Consider the following 20,016-nt stretch of genomic DNA (forward strand, 5'->3'; position numbering starts at 1 on the left):
GGGCGGGTACACGGGTTGCAATAATAGGAGGATGCCTATACTGTTCACCCCATGGAAAGATTCACCGCCGACCTGCACATCCACTCCCGTTTTTCGCGCGCCACCAGCAAGAACCTGACCATCCGGAACCTGGCCGCCTGGGGACGCATGAAGGGACTTTCGGTGCTGGGCACGGGCGACTTCACCCACCCCGAATGGCTGGCCGAAATCGAGGAGCAGCTGGAGGACAACGGCAAGGGTCTGTTCGTCCTCAGGGAGCCCGACGGGCTGGAAAAGGAGATCCCGGAGTTCGAGGGGGAGATCCCCGGCCGGACCCGGTTCATGCTCGAAACGGAGATCAGTTCCATCTACAAGCGCGGCGGCAAGGTCCGCAAGGTCCACAATCTGGTCTACATGCCCAACCTCGACGCGGTGAGAAGGTTCAACGAGAAGCTCGCCCAGGTGGGCAACCTGGCCTCGGACGGCCGCCCCATCCTCGGCCTGGACTCCCGCGACCTCCTGGACATGGTCCTGGAGACCCACCCCCAGGCCTTCCTGGTCCCGGCGCACATCTGGACCCCGTGGTTCTCCCTGTTCGGCTCCAAGTCCGGCTTCGACTCCATCCGCGAGTGCTTCGGCGACTATGCCGAGGAGATCTTCGCCATGGAGACCGGGCTGTCCTCCGACCCCGAGATGAACTGGACCTGGTCCGAGCTGGACCGCATCCGGCTGATCTCCAACTCCGACGCCCACTCCGGCGAAAAGCTCGGCCGCGAGGCCAACCTGTTCCGGGGCGAAATTTCCTACGAGGGCATCTACCGTGCCCTGCGCGGCGAGGGGCTGGGCCACAAATTTCTCGGCACCGTGGAGTTCTTCCCCGAGGAAGGCAAATACCACATGGACGGCCACCGCAAGTGCGGCGTGGTCATGGACCCCCACGAGACCATCGCCCGGGACGGCATCTGCCCGGTCTGCGGCAAGCCCGTGACCGTGGGCGTGTACAACCGCATCCTGGAGCTGGCCGACCGCGAAGAGCCGGTCCAGCCCTCGGGCGCGCCCGGCTTTGTCTCGCTCATCCCGCTCAAGGAAATCCTGTCGGAGGTTCTCGGCGTGGGCGCGGGGTCCAAGAAGGTCAACCACCTGTACATGAAGCTCATCCTCGAGTTCGGCAACGAGCTGGACATCCTCCAGCGGGTGCCCGCCGAGGACCTGAGCCGCTTTTCCTGCCACCTGGCCGAGGGCCTGACCCGCATGCGCGACGGCCAGGTCATCCGCAAGGCCGGGTTCGACGGCGAGTACGGGGTCATCTCGGTCTTCTCCGAGAAGGAGCGCGCCCAGATCAAGAACGGGGCCACCCTGATCCACATCCCCCGGCCCGAGACCCGGCCCGATCCCGGCCTGACCGCGCCCTGCCGCGTGGTCTCCCGGCCCAAGGTCGAGGCCGTGCCCCTGGCCTACAACGACGCCCAGCAGGCGGCCATCGACGCCGGTCCCGGCCCGGTGCTCGTCCTGGCGGGCCCCGGCACGGGCAAGACCCAGACCCTCATGGGCAGGGTGGAGCGGCTCATGGACGAGGGGGTCAACCCCAAGCGCATCCTGGCCCTGACCTTCACCCGGCGGGCGGCCCAGGAGTTGCGCGACAGGCTGCGCGCCCTGCGCGGCGAGAACGCGGACATGCCCCAGGCCGGGACCCTCCATTCCCTGTGCTTCGACTACTGGAAGCACGCCTACTCCGAGACGCCCATCGTGGTCCCCGAGATCGCGGCCAAGAAGCTCTTCGCCGAGGTCAATCCCGAGTTCGCGGGCAAGAACCTGGACCACTACTGGACCAAGTACATCCTGGCCCGCGAGCAGCTGACCGAGCTGCCCGCCGACCTGGCCGACGCCCATATCAACTACGGCAACCAGAAGAACCACTGGGACCTGGTGGACTACACGGACCTTTTGGAATTCATGCTCGAACAGTCCGGCGCGCCGACCTTCCACATGCCCTACGCCCACGTGCTGGTGGACGAGGTCCAGGACCTCACCCCCCTGCAACTGGCCGTGGTCCGGGGCATCGCCGGTGCGTCCGGCGAAGGGCTGTTCTGCATCGGCGACCCCAAGCAGTCCATCTACGGGTTCCGGGGGGCCGTGAGCGACGTCCAGACGCACCTGAACGGGCTCTGGCCGAACATGGAGCAGGTCACCCTGACCGACAACTACCGCTCGGGCCAGGTCATCCTGGACGGGGCGGGCAATCTTTTCCCGGACTCCCCGCGCCTGATCGCACGCAGGGACGTGGACGCGACCATGCACCTGTTCGAGGCCCCGGACGCCATGCGCGAAGCCACCTGGATCAGCGACAAGATCAAGGGGCTCATCGGGGCCACCAGCCACTCCATCGTGGACAGCGAGGGGGCGGGCGATCTGGCGCCGGGCGACATCGCGGTGCTGGTCCGCTTCAAGGCGCTCATCCCGGTCTACGAGAAGGCCCTCAAGCGGGCGGGCGTGCCGGTCTCCACCCCGGAGCTGGAAGGGTTCTGGCAGGAGCCGCGCGTGGCCGCCATCCTCAAGGCCGCCGAGCATTTTCTGGGCATGACCCTGTCCGGCGTGGAGGACACCATCGAGATCCCGGACCACATCCTGGCCAAGGGCCCGGTGGGGCTGGCCGCCTTTCTCAGCGAGACCCCGCCGTTCGACCAGTTCTTCTGGGAAAGCCGCCAGTTCAAGGAACTCAAGAAGGAGTTCGACCGACGCGGCGGCTGGCAGGGACTGGTCAACTGGGTGTCCCTCCAGACCGAGCTGGAGCTGGTCCGCAAGACCGCCGAGAAGGTCCAGATCATGACCCTGCACGCGTCCAAGGGGCTGGAATTCGAGGCCGTGTTCCTGCCCGCCTGCGAAGAGGGCATCCTGCCCTTCGCGGGCATGGACCTGCTCACCGCCAAGGTCACCCTGACCCCGGGCCGGGGCCAGCGGTTCTTCGAGGAGCGTCGGCTGATGTTCGTGGGCATGACCAGGGCCCGGCGCAACCTCTATCTCAGCCACGCCGGCCAGCGGCAGCTCTTCGGCAAGACCCTGATCCTGCCGAGGTCGCGCTACCTGCGGGAAATCCCCGAGAACCTCCTGACCCGATCCACACTGGCCGCGCGCAAGGTGACCAAGGAAAAACAGCTCGGCCTGCTCGACTAGAGCAGGAGGCGGTACAGCCCGCGCTCGTAGACCCAGCAAACGTTGCGGGCCGCGGCGCGCGGCAGGCCGAGGCGGCGCAACCGGCAGAAGACATGCAGGGGGTTGAACCTGTGTTGGCAATATTCGCGAAACGTGGTCATATGCGAAACCTCGGCAAATCGTTCATCGTCCAAATAATCCAGCAATAACCATGCCCCGAAATCCCAAGTCAACAAAACCGGCGGGTTCCCCGCCCGCCCCCGGACCAGACCGGCAAAAACATGCCGGTTCCGACACCCTGTCCGTGCGCCAGGTGGAGGAAAAATGGGGCGTGCGCTTCCCCTTCCCCCTGGCCGCTCCCTCGTCCGTGCTACGCGCGGGCCTGGCCGAGAACAGCGTGTTCCTGGCCGACTATTTCCCGGAAATCGCCATCCTCTTCTTCGAGACCGAGGCCTGCCTGGCCTACACCGAGGAGGACATGCCCCCGAGCCTGGCCGACCTGCCCTGCACCTGGCACGTGCACATGCCGCTGGACCTGCCGTGGCAGGCCGGGTTCGAGACCGTGTGGCGAAAGATCGACGGGCTGGTGGACAAGCTCGCCCCGGTCTCGCCCCGGGTCTACGTGCTCCATCCGCCGACCGCGCCGGACATGCTCCTGCCCCTGGCCGACCGGCTGCGCGACAAGGGCGTGGACCCGGCCCGCTTCCTGATCGAGAACGTGGGCCAGTGCAACCTGACCCGGGTCTGGGACGAGGTGGTCGAGGGCGGCTACTCGGCCTGCCTGGACATCGGCCACATCCAGGCCTACGGCCAGCGCGACATCCTGCAACTGCCCGGCCTGTGGGACCGGGTGCGTATGCTCCACATCTACGGGGCCGAACGGGACATGCGCCACTGGCCCCTGCGCGAGCTGGACCCCGTGGGCCAGGTCCTGCTGCGGGCCATGCTCGACCGGGCGTCGGACTTCACCGTGACCATCGAACTCTTTCGCAAGGAGGAGCTGTTCGACTCCCTGGACCTCCTGGGCCGATGGTTTGCCGACTGGAGCGAAAAAAAATGATCACATTGGTGCTCGGCGGCAACAAATCCGGAAAATCCGATTTCGCCCTCGATTTATTGGCCCGATGCCCCGGTCCGGCCCTGTTCGTGGCCACGGGCAAGGCACGGGACATGGAATTTCGCGAGCAGATACGCCGACACCGGGTCAGCCGGGGGCCGGAAATCGAAGTGATGGAAACGGCCGAGGACTTGCCTCAACGGCTTCAAAAGGCTAAATTCTCGTTTCCGGCCATTCTGGTGGACAGCCTGGACTACTGGTTGTTCGCCTGCGGCGAGGCCGGATGCGAGCCGGACAATGTTGCGGAATTCCTCGGAGTTCTCAACGACTGGGGCTCCACGGACTTGATACTCGTCTCCTGTGAGACAGGGCTTGGACCGTTGCCCGCAGGCAGTGCGGTCCGGGCCTTCGTGCGGAGCCTCGGCGCGCTCAACCAAGCTGTCGCCGTGCGGGCCGACCAGGCGTACCTGGTGGCGGCCGGCTTGCCGTTAACCCTGAAACAGGGATAATACGTGGCACTTTTCCGACAACTTGACGACCAGGTCGATCAACTGCTCGGCCTGTTCAAGAAAGAAGACAACTGGCTGATCGTCATCAACGCCGACCCGGACGCACTGGGCTCGGCGTTGGCCCTCAAACGGATCATGACCCGGCGGGTGAACGCCGCGGCCATCGCGCAGATCAACGAGATCAAGCGCCCGGACAACCTGTCCATGATCCGCTACTGCCGCATCCCCACCCAGAAGCTCATCCCGAACCTCGCGGCCCAGTACGACAAATTCGCCCTGGTGGATTCCCAACCCCACCACAACCCCGAATTCAAGCCCTTCCAGTTCACGGTGGTCATCGACCACCACCCCATCCAGCAGGAGAACCTGGTCAGCGCCGACTTCGTGGACATCCGGCCCAAGTACGGCGCGGTCTGCACCATGATGACCGAGTACCTGTACAACATGAAGATCCGCCCGGCCAAGCTGCTGGCCACGGCGCTCATGTACGGCATCCGCTGCGACACCAGGACCTTCGAGCGCGAGTTCATCGACGCGGACATGGCCGCCTTCAAGTACCTGAGCAAGTTCGCGGACTCCAAGCTGATGAACCGCATCAGCCGCAGCGAATTCCATCTGGACTGGATGCGCTATTTCTCGCGCGCCTTCTACAACCTGCGGCGCATCGGCCACGGGCTGTTCGCCCACTGCGGCAACGTGGACAACCCGGACATCCTGGTCATCGTGGCCGACTTCTTCACCCGGGCGCACAACGTGGCCTGGGTGGTGGTCTCGGGCACGGCGGACGACAAGCTGGTGTGCATCTTCCGGGGCGACGGGCTCAGGCGCGACATGGGCACCATGGCCCAGAAAATCATGAACGGGCTCGGCTCGGCGGGCGGGCACAAGCAGGCCGCGCGGGCCGAGGTGGAGCTGTCCGCCCTGGACGGCGTGGACCCGGAAATCTTCATGCTCAAGCGCCTCGGGCACGGGCGCAAGTCGCCCATCCGCAGAATCTGACTGTCCCAGCGGGCCCGATTGCCGCGTTGCCGCGAAAAAATCAGCCCCTCACGTATCGCGCCATACGCTTCGGCCCTGATTTTTTCTTGCGCCCTGCACCCGAACCCCCTGGAACAGCCAGCTGTTTTCCTATAAAAAAACGAAAAAAGAGCGGAACGAATGTCGTTAAAAGAACGCCTCAATTTCGATAAGGACCCGCTGTACCTCATCGACGGTACCGCCCTGCTCTATCGCGCCTTCTACGCCCGCGCCGACCTGTCGCGCTCGGACGGGTTTCCGACCAACGCCATCAACACGGTCATGCGCGTGCTCATGAACCTGCTCAAGGACGAGGACCCGCTCCACGTGGGCTTCGTCATGGACGGCAAGGGGCCGACCTTTCGCAACGCGCTGTACGACGGGTACAAGGCCAACCGCCCGGCCATGCCCGAGCCGCTGGTGGAACAGGTGGAGCCCGTGCGCCGGGGCGTGGGGCTGCTCGGCATCCCGCTGCTCGTGTCCGAGGGCGTGGAGGCGGACGACTGCATATGCTCCCTGGCGGACCGCTACAAGGCGGAGCGCCCGGTGATCATCCTGGCCACGGACAAGGACATCAAGCAGTGCCTGGACGACCAGGTGGTCATGGTCAGCCAGATGGGCCGCAAGGAGACCATCCACACCCTCGATTCCTTCCGCGAGGCCGAGGGCATGGAACCCGCCACCTGGCCGGACTTCCAGGCGGTCATCGGCGACTCGGCGGACAACATCCCCGGCATCCCCGGCGTCGGCCCGGTGACCGCGCGCAAGATATTCGCCGCCACCGGCCCCACCCTGGAGGAGCTGCGCGACAACCTGGCCTCCCTGCCCGACAAGCTGCGCGCCAAGGTCGAGCCCGAGCTGGACCAGGTCTTCACCTACCGCCAGCTGACGCGCATGAAGACCAACTGCTGCGAGCAGGCCCTGGATTTCTTCCGGCTGCAGACGCCGGACCTGTCCGCCCTGAACGGCTATTTCGAGGAATACGAGCTGCGCGGCCTGCAACAGCTCCTGCCCAGGAACACGGCGGCCGCGCCCAAGGCCCCCCTGGCCGAGACCGTCAAGCAGGCGGCCAAGGCCACGCCCAAAGACGGCATGCTCTCCCTGTTCGGCGACACCATGGCCGCACCGGACAAGAAGGAGCCGGAGCAGCCGCTGGAGGTCAACGTGGCCGCCACAGTGGACGACCTGCCCGACCTGGGCGGCGAGGACGTGGGCCTGACCTTCGAGGACGACGCCTTCTTCCTGGGCGTGAACGGCGCGGAGTACCGCTACGCCGGTCCGGCCGGGGAGCTGGTGCGGGCCGTCCAGCACGCCTCGATCATCGCCACGCCGAGCGTGCAGGACCTGCTGCGCGCGGACCCGGCGTGGGGCTACATTTTGTCGAGCCAGTGGTTCGACCTCAGCCTGGCCGCCTACCTGCTCGACCCCGAGTCGCGCAACTACACCTGGGCGCGGCTGCGCCAGTCCATGTTCCAGGACGGCCGCCCGGAGTTCGCCGAGGCCGCGCGCGGGCTGCATCCCCACTCCCAGGGGCTGGCCGCCCTGGCCTACATGACCGGCATCCGGGGCCAGGTGGAGGGGGCGCACCTGAACACCCTCATGCGCGAGCTGGAAATCCCGCTCATCCCGGTGCTGGTGGCCATGGAGCGGGCGGGCATCTCCATCGACGACGCGGCCTTCCAGGCGTTCCTCAATGACGTGAATGCGCAGCTGGACGAACTGACCCGGTCCATCATCGGGTACGCGGGCGAGGAATTCAACATCCGCTCCAGCCAGCAGCTGGCCGTGGTCCTGTTCGACCAGCTCGGCATCAAGGCCGGGTCCAAGACCTCCACGGGGCTGCGCTCGACGGCCAACCAGGTGCTCGAAAAAATCCGCGACCAGCACCCCATCGTGGACGCGGTGCTCGAATTCCGCATGCTCGAAAAGCTGCGCTCCACCTACCTGGAGCCGCTGCCCAAGATGGTCGGCGAGGACGGCCGCCTGCACACCCATTTCAACCAGCTGTCCACGGCCACGGGCAGGCTGTCGAGTTCCCAGCCCAACCTCCAGAACATCCCCATCCGGGGGGTGCACGGCCCGCGTATGCGCGCCTGTTTCAACGCGGCCGAGGGCAACATGCTGGCCGCGGCGGACTATTCGCAGATCGAACTGCGCGTCCTGGCCCACTTCTCCAAGGACCCGGAGCTGATCGACGCCTTCCGGCACGACGAGGACATCCACGCGCGCACGGCGGCGCTGATCCACGACAAGGACATCTCGGCGGTCACGCCCGACGAACGGCGCGGGGCCAAGACCATCAACTTCGGCCTGATCTACGGCATGGGCGTGCAGAAGCTTGCCCGCGAGCTTCAGATCAAGCAGACCGAGGCGCAGGAATTCACGGAAAAATACTTCGCCAAGATGGCCACCCTGAAGGCGTACTACGACACGGTGGTCAAGGACGCGGAGACCCACGGCTTCGTGACCACCCTGGCCGGACGCCGCCGCCTCCTGCCCGAGCTGCATTCCCGCAACAACCAGCTCTCGGCCCAGGCCCGCCGCCAGGCGGTCAACACGGTCATCCAGGGCTCGGCCGCCGACATCATCAAGATGGCCATGGTCCAGGCCCACAAGGACAAGCGCCTCCGCGAACTGGGGGCCCAACTCATCCTCCAGGTCCACGACGAACTGATCATCGAGGCCCCCGAAGCGAACATCAAGGAAGCGGGCGGGCGCCTACTGGAAATCATGCAGACCGTCGCCAAACTGGACGTCCCGCTCAAGGTGGATATGGGGGTTGGGAAGAATTGGGCGGAAGCGCATTAGAACAATTAGGGGGCTTACTCACACTTTCCCATATAACTAGCCAAAAGGCCCTGACAGCCTATCTATGTGATATTTTTTATTCCGGTAGCCGTTATATGTATTAATGAGCTCTCACCCAAAGCATTTATTTTGTATTCAGGAAATCCTTTTAAAAACGACCGGTTACAGCTCATCGCATTAACATAGTCACGCATACTCTCAACATCTTTATGAATAGTAAATTGAACTATTCTAGATTCTCCTTCATCATCTACTATTTCTAATCCCCCATTCTTAGTTTTTTTATTTAACTTATACACTTGGCATTGTACTTCAATCTCTTCTGACCCTTTTCTTTGCTCATCATTAACTTTATACAGTTGACAATTGTTTTCATCGATAGAAAATGAACCTAAAACTCTTTGCGATTCGTCTTCAATATTCTCAAACAGAATTGAATTGGGACCATTACTTCCAATTTGTTCAGCTAACCCAGTAATATCTTTGCTTAATCTATTAGCCGCCAGTAATACACTATTATTTACTGTTATTTCGCCGTTGTTAACAACGATCAGATTTGTTGAATTTGGCGAATTATCAATTTCTGGGCTTAACGGTTTACCTGTAAACTTGAAATGCTCAACTGCAAATTTAATATATTCAAAAGTAGCTGAAAATAACTCCCAAGAGTATGAATTGATAACTGGAGCGATCAAAGCTGCAAATTGAGGTATATCGCATGTGATAAGTGTTTCTAACGACCCCTGCTTCAACTTTTCTAAATAAATTTTAGGCTGTGGAAGTCGATATTTTGACGAAGAATACTTTTCGAATGATTTAGTAAGACAATAATATGATGTCGTCTCAAGACCACTTAGAAGGCTAATAGTTGCTGATAAAATCGGTTTACCTTCAAAATCTCCGCCCTGAGCATACAATCTGATTCTCATAAATCCCACCGTTTTTTAATTTATACGTAGTTGATTTTTAATTATATGTCCAATTAATTTTAAAAACTATGTATAAAAATCTATTTCAGTTATCTCTCCGTCGGGCCTAGAACTGACGGAACGGCGGAGCAGTTCTTCGAACCTTAGAGAGAGCGGAGCGGGCGACTGTAGCAGAAACGGAACGGTCTGAGCGGAAGCTAGGAGCGGCTTGCGTAGCCCGCGCAGCGGCTTTCCCGCCCGCGGCCCGGCCTTTCGGGAAGCCGCAGGCTTGCCCTCTTCCGCTTCCAAAGAAAAAGCCCCGCTGGGCGGGGCCTTCCTTTATTCTTCTCTCTTGCTCTTCTCTTTTCATTCTTGCTCGAAGGCGGACCCCGGCGACCGCTATTGCCGGACCACGTACTTCCCTATGATGTCGTCGATCCGGCCCTCTGCCTGCATCCGCTTGATGACCTCGTTGAACTCGGGCAGCAGGTCGGCACAGGGGCAGGCGCGGCTGATGAGCAGGTGGAAGGGCATGGCCTCCAGGGAGACGTCCGTTTCCACGATGCGGCCCGCCACCCCGCCGTCCTTGATGAGCGGCCAGGCCGCCAGGGGCCACTCGATGGCGATGTCGCCCCGGTGGTTGGCCAGCATGAGCCAGACGTTCTTGAGCAGCGGGGAGTCGTAGGTCTTGATGCCCCTTGAGCGGATGTATTTGTCGTTCCAGCCGTTGCCGTGGTAGGTGACCACCACCAGGGCCAGGCGGTGGATGTCGTCGATGGAGCGGATGGCGCGGATCTCGGCCAGCTTGGGGTGGTCCACTGTGGTGAAGACCTTGAGCTGCTTCAGGTAGAAGGGATCGTCGTGGGTGGCCGCGTAGACCAGCCGCTCGGCCGTGGGCACCGTGATCATGGCGTCGGCCTCGCCGTCCCGGACCAGGGCCTGACAGCGGCTCCACGGATAGGTCCGCCACGTGGACTCGATGCCCAGGCGTTCCAGGGCCTCATGGACGATGTCGTAGAAGAAACCGGTCATGACCCCTTGGTCGTTCCGGGTGAAGAAGGGCCAGTAGTCGGGATAGACCACCTTCAGCGGCTCGGCCGCCAGGGCTCCCGAAGCGAAGACCAGCAATGCGGCGGCCAGGCAAAGGGTCGCCCGCATCCGTCCGGCACGGCCGGACAATCTTCGCAAGAAATAGTGGAACATGCTGCAACGGTAGCAGATTTTTACGGTCAGTCAACAAGATACGGCCTCTCGCAACGAGAAAAATCATGCGGATGAAAAAGCCGCCCGAAGGCGGCTTTTTCAAATCCATCCGTCCATGTCGGACTATTCTTCCTTCTTGTTGGCGATGCCCTCGCTCCGCAGGAACCGGCCGATCCACGAGCCCGCGCCCTGGATGGCGGTATACAGGGACGGGACAACGAGCACGCCGAGCACCGTGGCCGCGATCATGCCTCCGAAGACCGAGGTGCCGAGCGCGTGGCGGCTGGCCGAACCGGCGCCCGAGGCCCGGACCAGGGGGATGACGCCCAGGATGAAGGCGAACGAGGTCATCAGGATGGGCCGGAAGCGCAGAGAGGCCGCGGCCTTGGCCGCATCCAGGATGGACATGCCCGAGTCGTGCTTGTCCTTGGCGTACTCCACGATCATGATCGCGTTCTTGGCGGCCAGGCCGATGAGCATGACCAGCCCCACCTGGGCGTAGACGTTGTTGTCCAGCCCGCGCATCCACTGGGCCGACATGGCCCCGAAGATGCCGAGCGGCACGCAGAGGATGACCGCGAACGGCGTGGTCCAGCTCTCGTACTGGGCGGCCAGGACCAGGAAGACCATGACGATGGCCAGGCCGAAGATAAGCCCGGTCTGGCCCCCGGCGGCCTTCTCCTGGTAGGCGATGGCCGTCCAGTCGTAGCCGTACCCGTCGGGCAGGTTCTTTTGGGCCACGTCCTCCATGGCGGCCATGGTCTGGCCCGAGCTATACCCGGCCGGGGTGGCCGCGTTGATCTCCACCGTGCGGAAAACGTTGTAGCGCTGGATGTACTCCGGGCCGGTGATGCGCTTGGCGTGGCTCAGGGTGGACAGCGGGACCATCTGGCCCGTGTTGGAGCGCATGTAGAACCGGTTCAGGTCCTCAAGCCGGGTGCGGAACTGGGACTCGGCCTGGGCCATGACCCGGTAGGTGCGCCCGTACTTGTTGAAGTCGTTGATGTAGTAGCCGCCGAGGTAGGTCTGCAACGTCTTGAACACGTCGGAGATGGGCACGCCGAGCTTCTTGACCTTGTCGCGGTCGATCTCCACGAAGTACTGCGGCACGCTGTCGCTGAAGGTGGTGAACAGGTTGGCTATCTCCGGACGCTTGGACGCCTCGGCCATGTACTGCCTGGTCACGGCGGCCAGATCGGACACGGTGTTGCCCGAACGGTCCTGCAACTCGAACTGGAGCCCGCCCGTGGAGGACAACCCCGGAATGGGCGGCGGCGCAAAGCCCATGACCACCGCCTCCTGGATTCCCCAGAACGCCTTCTGCGCCTTGCCCATGATGGACTTGAGGGACAGGTCGGGGGTGGTCCGATCGGCCCAGTCGTCGAGGACCACGAAGACCGCCGAGGTGTACGAGGAGTACGCCCCGGTCAGGAGGTTGAAGCCGCCGAGCACCACGTAGTTGTGTATGCCCGGCGCGTCCTTGAGGTAGGCCTCGATCTTGCGCATGACCCCGTCGGACCGCTCCAGGGACGCGCCCTCGGGCAGCGAGGCGTTGATGATGAAATACCCCTGGTCCTCGTCCGGCACGAAGCTGGACGGCAGGATGGCGAACAGCCCGCCGCAGGCCCCCACAAGCACGGCCACCACGAGCACGCCCATGAAGGCGCGCCGGACCATGGCCGCCACGGCGGCGTTGTAACGCTTCGTGACCCAGTCGAAGGTGGCGTTGAACTTGTCGAAAAACCAGCCGAGCGGCCCGCGGATGGGCTTGTACGGCCGCAGGATCAGGGCCGACAGGGCGGGCGACAGGGTCAGGGCGTTGACCGACGAGATGGCCACGGACACGGACAGGGTCAGGGCGAACTGCTTGTACAGCTGGCCGGTGATGCCGCCCATGAAGGCCACGGGGATGAACACCGCGATGAGCACCAGCGTGCTGGCGATGACCGGGCCGGTGACCTCGCTCATGGCCTTCTTGGTGGCCTCCTTGGGGGTCATGCCCTCCTCGTCGATGTTTCGCTGGGTCGCTTCCACCACCACGATGGCGTCGTCGACCACGATGCCGATGGCCAGGACCAGGCCGAACAGGGTCAGTGTGTTGATGGAGAACCCGAGCATGGGGAACAGGGCGAAGGTGCCGATCAGGGAGACGGGCACGCAGACCATGGGAATGATGGTCGTGCGCCAGTTCTGCAGGAAGATGAAGACCACCAGGAAGACCAGGATCAGGGCCTCGTACAGGGTGGACATGACCTCTTCGATGGACGAGTTGACGAACCGGGTGGTGTCGTAGGGGATGGAATAGTGGACCCCCTCCGGGAAGTACCGGGACAGGTCCTCCATGGTCGCCCGCACCTGGCTGGCCACGTCCAGGGCGTTGGACCCGGGCAGCTGGTAGATGAGCATGGAGGCGTTGGCCTTGCCGTTCAGGCGGGCGAAGGTGAAATAGTTCTTGGCCCCCAGCTCCACCCTGGCCACGTCCCGGATGCGCACGGTGGACCCGTCCGCCTCGGCCTTGAGGATGATGTTGCCGAACTCCTCGGGATCGGCCAGCCGCCCCTTGACGCGCAGGGTCATCTGGAACTGCTGGTCCTTGGGCGTGGGCGGCATGCCGATCTGACCCGCCGGGGCCTGGGTGTTCTGCTCCTCCACCGCGTTGATCACGTCGCTGACCGTCAGGTTGTAGGCGGCCAGCTTGTCCGGGTCGAGCCACAGGCGCATGCCGTAGTCCAGGTCGCCGAACATGTTCACGTCGCCAACGCCCTCGATGCGCCGGAGCGCGTCGTAGAGGTTGATCTTGCCGTAGTTGTTCAGGAACAGGGTGTCGTACTCCGGCTTGTCCGAGGTCAGGGAGACGATGAGCACGAATTCCGGCGACTGCTTGAGCACGGAGATGCCGGTGTTGCGCACCTCCTGGGGCAGCTGGGGTGTGGCCAGGTTGACGCGGTTCTGCACGTCCACGGTGGCCAGCTCCAGGTCGCGGCCCAACTGGAAGGTCACGGTCAGGGACAGGGAGCCGTCGTTGGCCGAGATGGACTTCATGTACATCATGTCCTGGGCGCCGTTGACCTGCTCCTCGATGGGCGCGGCCACGGACTGCTCCACGGTGGCGGCGTCGGCGCCCGTGTAGGTGGCGCGCACGGACACCGACGGCGGCGAAATCTGCGGATACTGGGCGATGGGCAGGGCGAACAGGGAGAGTACGCCCACCAGCAGGATGATGATGGCCACCACCGAGGCGAAAATGGGCCGGTCAATGAAGAAACGGACGAACATGGGCTACTCCGCCGCGGTCTTGGCCCCGTCCTGTCCGCCGGCGGCGGGCACGGGCGCGGGCACGCTCTCTTCACTGTCCTGGGCCGAGGACGCGCCCGCTTCACAGCCCTGGGCCGCTGGCTGCTGGGCGTCGGGATCCATGGGGACCACCACCGGCTTGATCTTCATGCCCGGCTTGACCCGGTTGATGCCCTCGGACAGGAGCATGTCCCCGGCCTGGACGCCCTCGGCGACCACGGCCAGGTTCATGGACTCGGTGCCGAGCTTGACGGGCTGGTTCCTGATGGTCCCGTCCGGGTCCACCAGGTACACGGACTTCATGCCCTGCACGTCCATGATGGCGCGCACCGGGATGACCACCGCGTTCTTGTTGTTGGCGACGCACACCCGGACCTTGGCGTACTGGCCGGGCTTGAGCAGGTCGCCGGGATTGGGGAAGAGCACGCGGATGCCCAGGGTGCCGGTCTGCGGGTCGATGGTCGGGTTGACCATGTCGTAACTGCCGGGCTCCTCATACTCGCTGCCGTCGGCCAGAATCAGGTGGATGGGCCGCTCGCCGGATTCGCGCGCCTTCGTGTCGCGCATGGCCCGGATGTAGTCCGTCTCGCTGACGTTGAAGCTGACGTAGACCGGGTCTATGGTGGAAATGGTCGCCAGCAGGGTGTTCTCGCCCTGGCCCACCAGGTTGCCCACGTCCACCTGCACGCGGCCGATGATGCCGTCGATGGGCGAATAGATCTTGGTGTAGCCGAGTTGGATGCGGGCGTTCTCGACCTTGGCCTTGTTGTCGGCCAGCTGGGCCTTGTAGGTGGCCGCCTGGGTCTCGTAGCTCTCGTACTCGTCGCGGCTGACGACGCCCTCGTCAAAAAGCTTCTTGAACCGCTGCAAGTCCTTGGCGGCCTTGGCGTAGAGGGCCTGATTGTATTCCAGGCCGGACTGGGCCTGCTTCAGGTCCTCCTCGAACGGCTTGGGATCGATGACGAAAAGCAGGTCGCCCTGCTTCACGCTCCGGCCCTCCTCGAAATTCTTCCTGATCAGGAAACCCGCCACCCTGGCCCGGACCTCCACGGTCTCATGGGCGCTGATCTGGCCGACCCACTCGCCCCAGATGGGCACGTCGCGGGTCAGGGCCTTGACAACCTTCATGGGCACCGGTTCCTGCTCGACCGCCTGATCCTTCTTCTTGTCGCCGGAGCACCCGGCCAGGACCAGTGAAAAGAGCAGAACGACACAACTGACCGTCACGGAACGCAATACTGAGCTCACCATCTCGAAAACCTTGCGTTATGGTATTGTGAAAAAATTCCTCTCATCATCATGGGCAATTGTGCCCACCTTAGCCTCTTCGCGCAAGTATGTATACCGGTTATTTTCACAGAATGCGTATAGTTGCGTCATGACGGCGCGGTTCGACCGATGCTCCCGTATTGACTCCGGCCCGGCCAAACCGTACTTATCGGTCAGCGACAACCGCATTTCATCAGCACGGAGAGGAAAATGGGCGAAAACACCTGCAAAGAAAACCCCATGAAGGGCATCCCACTGGGCATCAACTTCACCACCTTCATCTACTCCCTGTCGTCCTCGGCGCTGGTCGCCCTGGGCGAGGCCGCCGATCCGGGCTCGGGCAAGGTCGAGTTCAACAAGGAGCTGGCCAAAAACACCATCGACGTGCTCGGCATGCTCAAGGAAAAATTCGACAACGGCCTGGACGCGGACGAGAAGAAGCTCCTGTGCGAGATTGTGTACAATCTGCGGATGGCCTACGTTAACAAGACTAAATAGCGGGAAAACCAATGTCTCAGATCATCAAGGCCGGGCTGGTGGGCGTCACCGGCTACACCGGCATGGAACTGGCCCGGCTCATGGTCCACCACTCCTCCATGGAGCTGGTCCGGGCAACCTCCCGGTCCGAGGCGGGCAAAAAGCTCGCCGACATCTACCCCTTTCTCAACCGGCTGCCCCTGGGCGACCTGGTCATCACCCAGCCCGACGCCGCCGACCTGGCCGAAGAATGCGACGTGGTCTTCCTGGCCGTGCCGCACAAGACCGCCATGGAGATCGCGGCCGAGCTGATCGAGGCGGGCGTCAAGGTGGTGGACCTGTCCGCCGACTTCCGCATCAACGACAAGGCGGTCTACGAGGCCTGGTACAAGGTGGAGCACACCCGCGCCGACCTGCTCAAGGAGGCGGTCTACGGCCTGCCCGAGCTGTACCTGGACCGGATCATGGGCGCGCGGCTCATCGCCAACCCCGGCTGCTACCCCACCTCCGCCATCCTCGGCCTGGCCCCGGCGCTCAAGGCCGGACTGGTCGAGACCTCGGACATCGTCATAGACGCCAAGTCCGGAGCCTCGGGCGCGGGACGCGGGGCCAAGGTGGGCAACCTGTTCTGCGAGGTGGCCGACTCCTTCCGGGCCTACGGCCTGCCCACCCACCGGCACACCCCGGAGATCGAGCAGGAACTCTCCAAGCTCGGCGGGACCGACATCACGGTCTCGTTCAGCACCCACCTGCTGCCCATCGACCGGGGTATCCTGTCGACCATCTACACCAAGCTCAGGGCCGAGACCTCCCTGGACGCGGTGCACGCCGCCTACACCGAATTCTACGCCGACAAGCCGCTGGTCCGCGTCCTGCCCAAGGGGCAGCTGCCCGAGACCCGCTTCGTGCGCGGCACGGTCTTCTGCGACATCGGCCTGGTGGTCGATCCGCGCACGGGCCGGCTGATCATCCTGTCCGCCATCGACAACCTCTGCCGGGGCGCGTCCGGCCAGGCGCTGATGAACGCAAACCTCATCTGCGGCCTGGACATCGACGAGGGGTTGCCCATGGCCCCGATGATGCCCTAGCAGGCTGTTGAAAAACGCACGATTGCTGCGTTGCTTTAAAAACGGCAAACCCTCGCGTACAAAAGAGTACGCTTCGGTCTTGCCGTTTTTTCGCGCCTTGCACTCGCACGCTATTGCACAGCCTGCGGGAGGAGACAAAAGTAAATGGCAACAGCACCGTCGGAAATCAAAGGCCGTCGTTCAGACGGCCTTTTCTTTTTTCCGGCAGTGGTTATATTGGTGGGAGATATTTTCACCCCGACCGACAATCCGGAGGATATACATATGGATTTCAACGACATCCTTGAACGGCGCAGAGCCATCAACTTCTTCGATCCCTCCCAGGACGTGCCCGACGACCTGCTGCGCACCGTGCTGGCCGAGGCGGGCAAGGCCCCGTCGAGCTTCAATCTCCAGCCGTGGAAGGTCAAGGTCGTCCGCGACCCGGAACGCAAGGCCGCCCTGCGCGCCCTGGCATTCGACCAGGCCAAGGTGACCGAGGCCCCGGTGGTGCTCATCGTCCTGGCCGATCAAGACGGCTGGAAGGAAGGCAACCCCACCTTCGAAGGCCACTTCAAGCACAACATGAAGCCGGAGCAGCGCGATTACCTGGTCAACTCCGCCAAGGCCCTGTACGGAGGCTCCCCGGACGCCTCCCTGGCCTTCGCCACCAAGAACGCCGGGCTGTTCGCCATGTCCTTCATGTACGCGGCCTGCGCCCATGGCCTGGACACCCACCCCATGGACGGCTTCGACCGCGATGCGGTGCGCAAGGAGTTCAATATCCCGGACAACTACTGGCTGGCCATGCTCATCGCCGTGGGCCACCGCACCCCTGATTTAGTCGTCCACCCCAAGGCCTGGCGCCAATCCGTGGATGAGATGATTTTGAAGTAGGCGTTTGGACGGGGAGCGGCTTCCGATAGCGGGCCATCTGCACATTTTTTCCGGCCGCGCCAATCCTCACGTAGACGGCTACGCTGCGGTTGTCGCGGCCGGAAGAAAATGCACAGCTGACCCACTCTCGAAAGCCTTGTGCCAGCGCGGAGAGCCGCTGTCGGGTGCTGCGCACCCGAATCGCTCCAGAAAAATTGAAGAAGGAAAGGCCTTCGACTCAACACCGAGTCGAAGGCCTTTTTTATGTGCTTGCGCCCCGCGAAGCGGATAGGAAAAGTTTAGGAAGGGAGAGGGGATGGGGGTCCGGGGGAAGGGGAGAGGGAAAGCCCTTTTCCAAAGGGTTTCCCTCTCCCCTTCCCCCGGCCGCCGGAGGCATTCCTATCCCAACTTGAGGCCGTTGGGGCAGGGTTTGTCGGGGACGGCGAGGACGACGCCGTCAGGGCGGTAGAAACCGGTGACGAGGCATTCGGAGCGCATGGGGCCGATCTGTTTGGGCGGGAAGTTGACCACGCCGACGACCTGTTTGCCCAGAAGTTCTTCGGGGTTGTAGAGGGCGGTGATCTGGGCGCTGGACTTGCGGGTGCCGATGTCCTCGCCGAAATCGACCAGGAGTTTGTAGGCCGGGACGCGGGCCTCGGGAAAGGGCTCGACCTTGACGATGGTGCCCACGCGCAGTTCCACTTTTTCGAAATCGTTCCAGGATATGGTTTCCATCGGGGGTCCTCCGGTTGCGGTGTGTTCGGGTGGGGGTACCATGTTTGCACGGCACAAGAAAGGGGGCCCGAAGGCCCCCTTTCCGGCTATGGGAATGGAGTGTGTGGGAACTATTTACGGACCGCGTAGGCCGAAGCCCGGCGGATCAGAGCGACCAGGGCGAGCACGCCCAGGACCATTACCAGGGTGAGATGGGTCCACTCGATGGTCAAGATGGCGGCCGGGTCCAGGGTCACGCCGGGCAGGTTGCGGTAGACGCGCAGCAGGCCGGAGACGAGCAGGCCGCCCACGACCACGGCGCGGGCCAGCCCCAGGCCGGTCAGGGCCAAATGGTGCTTCCAGGACTTGAGCCAGTTGACCAGGACCAGGGCCGCCAGGAACAGGAGCGCGGCCCCGAGCACGTAGTGAATCTTGTGCACCAGGTAGAAATCGCCGGTCCAGGCCATGCCCGGAATGGTGGTCAGGGCGTAGCGCTTGGCCAGGGGCATCTGGAGGAGCCCGGTGAAGGCCAGGGCGGCCACCAGGAGGATAAACAGCCGGGATATCCAGGCCGGATAGGGTCTAGCCTTCATGGTCGTCCTCCCCGTTGTTCAGCAGCCTGGAGCCCAGGCCGAGCACACCCGCGGCGATGCCCGCCACCGGCGCGATGAACGCGGCCGTGGCCAGGTTGGTCTCGTCGGCCATGACGTCCTTGACCGGGCCCATGTGCGGCTTGCCGGGGCCCAGCGGGCTGCGCTTGCCGGCCTGCTTGCCCTTGCCGGCGTTCTTGCCCCCGTTCTTGCCGGAGTTCTGGCCCGCGCCGGGGCCGGAGTCCTTGTCGATGACCTGGTTGATGAGCTCGAAGGGCACCGGGGAGACATACAGGGTGTTGGTCCCGCCGTTCTCCTCCAGACCGTAGATGAAGCCGCTCATTTCCTTGGCCAGGGCCTTGGCCCGGGCCACGATCTCGGCGCGCGGGCCGATGGTCTGGACGTTCTCCGGGCAGACCGCGATGCAGGCGGGCATCTCGCCCTTGTCCAGGAGCTGGTAACAGCGGTCGCACTTGTACATGACGCCGTTGCCCGCCAGGCGCGGCATGAGGTGGCGATAGAGACCCACGCCGGACTGGCGCTGGGGGATGTGCCACGGGCAGACGGTCCGGCACTTGGCCCCGCCCATGCACAGGTCCGGGCTGATGCGGGTCAGGCCGTTGACCTGCTTGTTGGCCGCGCCGAAAGGACACATGTTGGCGCAGGGCGGGTTCTGACAGTGCATGCACCGCCGGGGTATGTTGATGTCGTAGGACCGTCCCTCGTACTCCACCTGGGCGTTCTGCAGGAACAGCCAGTTGTAGGGGGTCAGCCGGTCGTCCACGTCGCGCAGGTCGGACCAGTCCTCGGGCTTGGCCCGGCGGGACGGGAGCATGGCCGGAAACGGCTTGACCGGCTCCGGGAACTTGTCGGCGTTGGACTCGCGGCAGGCCTCGACGCAGGCGCCGCAGCCGATACACTTGGACAGGTCGAGCAAGGTGGCCAGCTCCCCGTCCGAGGGGGCGGGCACGCGCTCCTGCGCGGCCAGGACGGGCGCGGCCGGAACCAGCGCCCCGGCGGGACCGACGCCCAAGGCCTTGAGGAACCCGCGTCGGCTGACGGTCCCCGTCCGATGTTTCTTCTCTGCCATGTCGCTTT

16 protein-coding genes are annotated in these 20,016 nt (G+C 63.4%); 8 read left to right on the forward strand and 8 right to left on the reverse strand.

The genetic code is table 11. The features are described 5' to 3' along the window. Positions 1 to 51: 51 nt before the first annotated feature. Positions 52 to 3,150: a UvrD-helicase domain-containing protein gene (locus tag DND132_RS05835; RefSeq protein WP_014321782.1), complete on the forward strand. Its 3,099-nt coding sequence runs from the start codon at positions 52 to 54 to the stop codon at positions 3,148 to 3,150. On the opposite strand, the gene DND132_RS18445 is transcribed toward DND132_RS05835, so the two are convergent. Then, positions 3,147 to 3,290, reverse strand: coding sequence for a hypothetical protein (locus DND132_RS18445; RefSeq protein ID WP_014321783.1), 144 nt, complete (start codon positions 3,288 to 3,290; stop codon positions 3,147 to 3,149). The genes DND132_RS05835 and DND132_RS18445 overlap by 4 nt on opposite strands. Positions 3,291 to 3,340: 50 nt before the next feature. Here DND132_RS18445 and cbiR point away from each other — a divergent pair, with 50 nt between their 5' ends. The 4 genes from cbiR (at position 3,341) to polA (ending at position 8,520) form a co-directional block, all read left to right on the forward strand. Then, positions 3,341 to 4,189: a cobamide remodeling phosphodiesterase CbiR gene (cbiR, locus tag DND132_RS05840; protein WP_014321784.1), complete on the forward strand. Its 849-nt coding sequence runs from the start codon at positions 3,341 to 3,343 to the stop codon at positions 4,187 to 4,189. Next, positions 4,186 to 4,695: a bifunctional adenosylcobinamide kinase/adenosylcobinamide-phosphate guanylyltransferase gene (locus DND132_RS05845; protein WP_014321785.1), complete on the forward strand. Its 510-nt coding sequence runs from the start codon at positions 4,186 to 4,188 to the stop codon at positions 4,693 to 4,695. The genes cbiR and DND132_RS05845 overlap by 4 nt, the downstream gene beginning before the upstream one ends. A 3-nt stretch (positions 4,696 to 4,698) precedes the next feature. After that, positions 4,699 to 5,694, forward strand: coding sequence for a DHH family phosphoesterase (locus tag DND132_RS05850; protein ID WP_014321786.1), 996 nt, complete (start codon positions 4,699 to 4,701; stop codon positions 5,692 to 5,694). A gap of 159 nt (positions 5,695 to 5,853) precedes the next feature. After that, positions 5,854 to 8,520, forward strand: a complete 2,667-nt coding sequence (polA, locus tag DND132_RS05855; RefSeq protein WP_014321787.1) for a DNA polymerase I — start codon at positions 5,854 to 5,856, stop codon at positions 8,518 to 8,520. Positions 8,521 to 8,582: 62 nt separating this feature from the next. On the opposite strand, the gene DND132_RS18160 is transcribed toward polA, so the two are convergent. The 4 genes from DND132_RS18160 to DND132_RS05870 form a co-directional block, all read right to left on the reverse strand. Continuing rightward, positions 8,583 to 9,449, reverse strand: coding sequence for a hypothetical protein (locus DND132_RS18160; RefSeq protein ID WP_014321788.1), 867 nt, complete (start codon positions 9,447 to 9,449; stop codon positions 8,583 to 8,585). Positions 9,450 to 9,827: 378 nt separating this feature from the next. Next, positions 9,828 to 10,586: a substrate-binding periplasmic protein gene (locus DND132_RS05860; RefSeq protein ID WP_238528337.1), complete on the reverse strand. Its 759-nt coding sequence runs from the start codon at positions 10,584 to 10,586 to the stop codon at positions 9,828 to 9,830. A 168-nt stretch (positions 10,587 to 10,754) separates the two neighbouring features. Then, a complete protein-coding gene (locus DND132_RS05865; RefSeq protein ID WP_014321790.1) occupies positions 10,755 to 13,907 on the reverse strand; it encodes an efflux RND transporter permease subunit in 3,153 nt (1,050 codons plus the stop codon). 3 nt (positions 13,908 to 13,910) lie between these two features. Further along, complete coding sequence (locus tag DND132_RS05870) at positions 13,911 to 15,152, reverse strand: efflux RND transporter periplasmic adaptor subunit (protein WP_238528339.1); 1,242 nt, start codon at positions 15,150 to 15,152, stop codon at positions 13,911 to 13,913. 252 nt (positions 15,153 to 15,404) lie between these two features. Here DND132_RS05870 and DND132_RS05875 point away from each other — a divergent pair, with 252 nt between their 5' ends. The 3 genes from DND132_RS05875 to DND132_RS05885 all read left to right on the forward strand — a co-directional run bounded on the left by DND132_RS05875 (position 15,405) and on the right by DND132_RS05885 (position 17,635). Then, positions 15,405 to 15,692, forward strand: coding sequence for a DUF1844 domain-containing protein (locus DND132_RS05875; RefSeq protein WP_014321792.1), 288 nt, complete (start codon positions 15,405 to 15,407; stop codon positions 15,690 to 15,692). An 11-nt stretch (positions 15,693 to 15,703) separates the two neighbouring features. Further along, positions 15,704 to 16,759 (forward strand): N-acetyl-gamma-glutamyl-phosphate reductase, encoded by a 1,056-nt coding sequence (gene argC, locus DND132_RS05880; protein ID WP_014321793.1) that lies wholly within the window; start codon positions 15,704 to 15,706, stop codon positions 16,757 to 16,759. A gap of 264 nt (positions 16,760 to 17,023) precedes the next feature. Next, the gene (locus tag DND132_RS05885) at positions 17,024 to 17,635 is read left to right on the forward strand and encodes a nitroreductase family protein (RefSeq protein ID WP_014321794.1); all 612 of its coding nucleotides are present in this window, start codon (positions 17,024 to 17,026) and stop codon (positions 17,633 to 17,635) included. Between the two features lie 378 nt (positions 17,636 to 18,013). Here the strand turns inward: DND132_RS05885 and DND132_RS05890 are convergent, their stop codons facing one another. The 3 genes from DND132_RS05890 to DND132_RS05900 all read right to left on the reverse strand — a co-directional run bounded on the left by DND132_RS05890 (position 18,014) and on the right by DND132_RS05900 (position 20,008). Continuing rightward, the gene (locus tag DND132_RS05890; protein WP_014321795.1) at positions 18,014 to 18,349 is read right to left on the reverse strand and encodes a tRNA-binding protein; all 336 of its coding nucleotides are present in this window, start codon (positions 18,347 to 18,349) and stop codon (positions 18,014 to 18,016) included. Between the two features lie 110 nt (positions 18,350 to 18,459). Continuing rightward, complete coding sequence (locus DND132_RS05895) at positions 18,460 to 18,921, reverse strand: hypothetical protein (RefSeq protein WP_014321796.1); 462 nt, start codon at positions 18,919 to 18,921, stop codon at positions 18,460 to 18,462. Continuing rightward, the gene (locus tag DND132_RS05900; protein WP_014321797.1) at positions 18,911 to 20,008 is read right to left on the reverse strand and encodes a 4Fe-4S dicluster domain-containing protein; all 1,098 of its coding nucleotides are present in this window, start codon (positions 20,006 to 20,008) and stop codon (positions 18,911 to 18,913) included. Before DND132_RS05900 ends, DND132_RS05895 begins: the two co-directional genes overlap by 11 nt. Between the last annotated feature and the right edge of the window lie 8 nt (positions 20,009 to 20,016).

The sequence above is a fragment of the Pseudodesulfovibrio mercurii genome, assembly GCF_000189295.2.
GTDB classification, from domain to species: domain Bacteria; phylum Desulfobacterota; class Desulfovibrionia; order Desulfovibrionales; family Desulfovibrionaceae; genus Pseudodesulfovibrio; species Pseudodesulfovibrio mercurii.

Bases quoted from the DNA above. Each gene is read 5' to 3' on its own strand.
- DND132_RS05890 (WP_014321795.1), bottom strand. From the start codon at position 18,349: ATGGAAACCATATCCTGGAACGATTTCGAAAAAGTGGAACTGCGCGTG.
- DND132_RS05875 (WP_014321792.1), top strand. From the start codon at position 15,405: ATGGGCGAAAACACCTGCAAAGAAAACCCCATGAAGGGCATCCCACTG.
- DND132_RS05900 (WP_014321797.1), bottom strand. From the start codon at position 20,008: ATGGCAGAGAAGAAACATCGGACGGGGACCGTCAGCCGACGCGGGTTC.
- DND132_RS18160 (WP_014321788.1), bottom strand. From the start codon at position 9,449: ATGAGAATCAGATTGTATGCTCAGGGCGGAGATTTTGAAGGTAAACCG.
- DND132_RS05845 (WP_014321785.1), top strand. From the start codon at position 4,186: ATGATCACATTGGTGCTCGGCGGCAACAAATCCGGAAAATCCGATTTC.
- DND132_RS05860 (WP_238528337.1), bottom strand. From the start codon at position 10,586: ATGCGGGCGACCCTTTGCCTGGCCGCCGCATTGCTGGTCTTCGCTTCG.
- DND132_RS05885 (WP_014321794.1), top strand. From the start codon at position 17,024: ATGGATTTCAACGACATCCTTGAACGGCGCAGAGCCATCAACTTCTTC.
- DND132_RS05835 (WP_014321782.1), top strand. From the start codon at position 52: ATGGAAAGATTCACCGCCGACCTGCACATCCACTCCCGTTTTTCGCGC.
- DND132_RS05895 (WP_014321796.1), bottom strand. From the start codon at position 18,921: ATGAAGGCTAGACCCTATCCGGCCTGGATATCCCGGCTGTTTATCCTC.
- DND132_RS05865 (WP_014321790.1), bottom strand. From the start codon at position 13,907: ATGTTCGTCCGTTTCTTCATTGACCGGCCCATTTTCGCCTCGGTGGTG.
- cbiR (WP_014321784.1), top strand. From the start codon at position 3,341: ATGCCCCGAAATCCCAAGTCAACAAAACCGGCGGGTTCCCCGCCCGCC.
- argC (WP_014321793.1), top strand. From the start codon at position 15,704: ATGTCTCAGATCATCAAGGCCGGGCTGGTGGGCGTCACCGGCTACACC.
- DND132_RS18445 (WP_014321783.1), bottom strand. From the start codon at position 3,290: ATGACCACGTTTCGCGAATATTGCCAACACAGGTTCAACCCCCTGCAT.
- polA (WP_014321787.1), top strand. From the start codon at position 5,854: ATGTCGTTAAAAGAACGCCTCAATTTCGATAAGGACCCGCTGTACCTC.